Genomic DNA, 2,757 nt, shown 5'->3' with positions numbered 1-2,757 from the left:
GTCTGGTGCGGTGGCGGGTATGGATGGCCTGGCTTCGGCGCGGGAAGGCGGGTTGGACAGCGTGACCTATCAGTCCAGCAAAAGCCCGGCCAGTTGGCGCGGCAGCCCGGCGGAAAAAATGATTAATCTGGATGCGGTCAGCGAAGCCCAGGTGTTCTTTGAGGGGTCGGCGCGGGAAGCCGCAAGCATGTTCCCAGCCAACGCCAACGTAGCGGCCACCATTGCGCTCCATGGCTTGGGGATGGATGCCACGCGGGTACGCTTGCAGGTAGATCCGCATACTCAACGTAATACTCACCGCCTACAGGTGTGTGGCCAGTTTGGCGAGTTCCAGATTGAGCTGTGCGGCAACCCGCTGGCCAGCAACCCGAAAACATCAACGCTGGCGGCGCTGAGTGCGGTACAAGCCTGCCGCAGTTTGGTGGACGGCGGTTTTATTGCCTGAATGGCAGGAGCAAAGCATGGAAACGTTAAAGATTTTTCTTGCCGGCCGCTGGTGCGAAGGGCGCGGCGAAGAGATGAGTTCGGTTTTCCCGGCTGATGGCAGCGTGAATGCTCGCCTGCGAGCGGCGAACGTCGAGGATGTGAATGAGGCGGTTGCGGCGGCAGAAAAAGCCTGGCGCGAGCCGAGCTGGCGTGGATTGGTACCGCATCAACGTGCGGCGATCCTGCATCGCGTTAGCGATTTGATTACTGAACAAGTGGAAGGCCTGGCGCAGTTGCAAACCCGTGACAATGGCAAACCACTGGCTGAGACCCGTGGTCTGGTCATGAGTGCGGCGGCTACGGCTCGCTATTTTGCTGCCGCCTGCGAGGTGTTGGAGGGGGAGCTTCCTACCCAGCGTAACCGTGATGCGATGACGCTGAGCCAGTATCAGCCGCTGGGCGTGATAGCGGCGATCACACCGTGGAACTCACCGATTGCCAGTGAAATGCAGAAGGTGGCTCCGGCGCTGGCGGCAGGGAATGCGGTGGTACTGAAACCGGCAGAAGCCACGCCGTTAATGGCGCTGAAGCTGGCCGAACTGTTTGAACAGGCTGGCTTGCCTGCCGGATTACTCAGCGTATTGCCGGGCAAGGGGTCGGTGATTGGTGAAGCCTTGGCTCGCCATCCGTTGGTGAAAAAGATCTCCTTCACCGGCGGGACTTCCACTGGCCGTCATTTGGCACATATTGCCGCAGAAAAACTGATCCCTACATCGCTAGAGTTGGGAGGCAAGTCGCCCACTATCGTGCTGGAAGATGCGGATCTGGAACAGGCGGCACGTGGCATCTGCTACGGCATTTTCAGCTCGGCCGGGCAGGCATGTATCGCCGGATCACGGTTGTTTGTGCACCGTTCGCTGTATCAGCCGCTGTTGGCCCGTTTATGCGAGCTGACCGCCGGGCTGCGTATTGGTAACCCGCTGCAAGCCGGTGTCCACCTTGGCCCGCTGATCAGCCACAAGCATCGCCAGAGCGTGGCGGACTACGTGGCCTTGGCTCAGCAGGAGGGGGGCCGGGTGCTCATTGGCGGTGAAGCTCCTGCCGATCCGCAGTTGGCTCAGGGCTGCTACTACCTGCCGACCATTATTGAAGGGCTGAGCAACAGTGCTCGCACCTGCCAGGAAGAGATCTTTGGCCCGGTGCTGGTAGTGTTGCCGTTTGATGATGAACAGCAACTGATCGAACAGGCCAACGACTCGATCTATGGCTTGGCGGCCGGGATCTGGAGCCGTGATTTTGCCCGTACGATGGCGCTGGCGGAACAGCTGGAAACCGGCACCGTCTGGATCAATACCTACAAGACATTCTCGATTTCCACACCGTTTGGCGGTTTTAAACAAAGCGGCCTGGGGCGCGAAAAGGGCCTGCATGGCATCCAGGCCTATATGCAGCAAAAGAGTTTGTATCTCTCCCTCAGCAATCAGCCTAACCGCTGGAGCGACTGACGTACCCTACGATCAAAGACAATAAGAAGGCAGATGATGAGCGAAAAAATTACGGTTGGTGAGGCGATAGCCCGAACGTTGGAACAGTACGAGGTGGCGGCAATGTACGGCATCATCTCGATCCACAATCTGCCGATTGCCGATGCCGTTGGGCAGCGTGGCGCGATCCGTTTTGTTCCGGCGCGCGGTGAGGCAGGTGCTGTAACCATGGCTGATGCCCACGGGCGCTTTTCTGGCTTGGGGGTGGCGTTGACCAGTACCGGTGCCGGAGCCGGTAACGCCGTCGGTGCGATGATTGAAGCGCTGAATGCCAATACGCCGCTGTTGCATATCACCGGTCAGGTAGAGAAAGCCTATCTGGACGCCGATGCCGGGTTTATCCACGAAACCAAGGATCAACTGGGCTTCCTGCGCGCCTGTTCGAAACAGGCCTACCGGGTGAACTCGCCAGAGCAGGCGGTTGCGGTGATCCAGCGCGCCATTCTGGATGCTCAGACCGTGCCTTGTGGCCCGGTGGCGGTAGAGATCCCGATCGATATTCAGAACAGCCTGGTTCCCGCCAGCCTGGTAGGGAAGGTGGTACAGCCTCCAGCGCTGCCTGCTGCGGATGAAGCTGCGGTTGAACGTCTTTACCAGCAGGTGAAGCGTGCCAAACGTCCATTACTGTGGGTTGGTGGTGGTGCGCTGGCCTGTCGTGAGGCGGTGAAACAGTTGGCGGATGCCGGTGTGGTAGTGATCTCCAGCACCCATGGGCGTGGGATTTTACCGGATAGCCATCCGCGCAGCCTACGGGCCTTCCACAACTCGCCAAGCGTTGAGTCTATCC

At 59.4% G+C, this 2,757-nt stretch carries 3 protein-coding genes; all 3 read left to right on the top strand.

Translation table 11 applies throughout. From position 1 onward, the window contains the following. Positions 1-445 (top strand): aspartate dehydrogenase (locus tag JHD74_RS25575; RefSeq protein ID WP_199063852.1); only part of this gene is annotated, 445 nt, incomplete at its 5' end. 16 nt (positions 446-461) lie between these two features. Then, the gene (locus JHD74_RS25570; RefSeq protein WP_199063851.1) at positions 462-1,931 is read left to right on the top strand and encodes an aldehyde dehydrogenase; all 1,470 of its coding nucleotides are present in this window, start codon (positions 462-464) and stop codon (positions 1,929-1,931) included. A 36-nt stretch (positions 1,932-1,967) separates the two neighbouring features. Then, positions 1,968-2,757 (top strand): thiamine pyrophosphate-binding protein (locus tag JHD74_RS25565; protein WP_255519194.1); only part of this gene is annotated, 790 nt, incomplete at its 3' end.

The organism is Serratia sp. ASV30 (genome assembly GCF_016428815.1).
GTDB lineage: Bacteria > Pseudomonadota > Gammaproteobacteria > Enterobacterales > Enterobacteriaceae > Chania > Chania fonticola_C.
The sequence above is the reverse complement of the archived record's forward strand: the minus strand, read 5'-3'. Positions and strand labels throughout refer to the sequence as shown.